Annotated in this window: 2 protein-coding genes; one reads left to right on the plus strand and one right to left on the minus strand. The window is 50.7% G+C overall.

From position 1 onward, the window contains the following. Window positions 1-339, plus strand: a 339-nt coding sequence (locus tag D6694_14385) for a BON domain-containing protein (GenBank protein ID RMH35852.1), incomplete at its 5' end; no start/stop codon positions are given. A gap of 9 nt (window positions 340-348) precedes the next feature. Here D6694_14385 and D6694_14390 read toward each other — a convergent pair. Next, window positions 349-963, minus strand: coding sequence for a 2OG-Fe(II) oxygenase (locus D6694_14390; protein RMH35853.1), 615 nt, complete (start codon window positions 961-963; stop codon window positions 349-351). Between the last annotated feature and the right edge of the window lie 141 nt (window positions 964-1,104).

Genomic DNA, 1,104 nt, shown 5'->3' on the forward strand with positions numbered 1-1,104 from the left:
GTCCTATTGGTTGGTCAAGCCCCCAATCAGAAATTGCGCATGCGGGCGACGACACTGGTGCGGGCCATTGAGGGCGTCAATGCGGTCCATAACCAAATCCGCATCGGAGAAATCATTGGTATGGGACGACGCACCAAAGACAGCTACATCACGTCCAAAATAAAATCCAAAATGGCCATGGAAGAGCAGGTCGATCCCACACGATTCAAAGTGGTCACAGAAAATGGCGAAGTCTTTTTAATGGGCATTGCTTCAAGAGACGAAGCCAAACGCGCCATTGACATTGCCCGTCATACCGGTGGGGTCAAAAAGGTCATTGATTTGATTCAGTATTTGTAACCGACCGGTCTAGACCAAGGACAATAACGGATTGGTGTGATGAATCCTGAACCAGCCGGCGATGCTGTAACGCGTCTTGCCCGCCGGCCTCACCTCATGGGGAAAGCGTTCGCTGAGAAAAACCACCAAGCGATCCGCCACAGGCACCACCACCTCACACGGTTCACTCGCCGACATGGCATCATAAAGATACAACTCGCCACCGTCCTCTGGGCGCCAACCAGGATTTAAGTAATACACAGTGGTCAGCACGCGTCCTCGCTGTCCATGAAAGGCATCAAAATGCTTCTGGTAAAAATGCCCCGGCGCATAACGGGCAAAATGTGCTTCATAAGAAAAAAGTCCTAGATACAGCGCTTGGTTGACGGCAAGCCGCAACGACTCCATGGTTTTGAGAAATTCAGCACACGCCGGACTGTCTTGAGGCAACCAGACAATCTCATCATTGCGGACCTGTGTATTGATTTGGTAGGCCTCATTACGACCGATACCAGCCGCTTGCCACATGGTCGCGGACAAACGCATCGCCTCTCGCCGAAGTTTTTGACAAAGCCAATCGCCCAATGCTCCATCGACAATCGCATAGCCAGTATCCACCAAACCATCCACGACTGCAGACCACATGCCACAGCCCCAAACAGTTCGACGCTTTCGCTATCCCTCAAATTATCCTATGGTGATTCTTCATCAAGCGGCTCATTGATAACGCCTGCCGACAACAGCCCCACTTTGATACGCATAAAATTATACAAAACAGGTTTTACA

This window comes from Gammaproteobacteria bacterium, from assembly GCA_003696665.1.
In the GTDB taxonomy this organism is placed as follows: domain Bacteria; phylum Pseudomonadota; class Gammaproteobacteria; order Enterobacterales.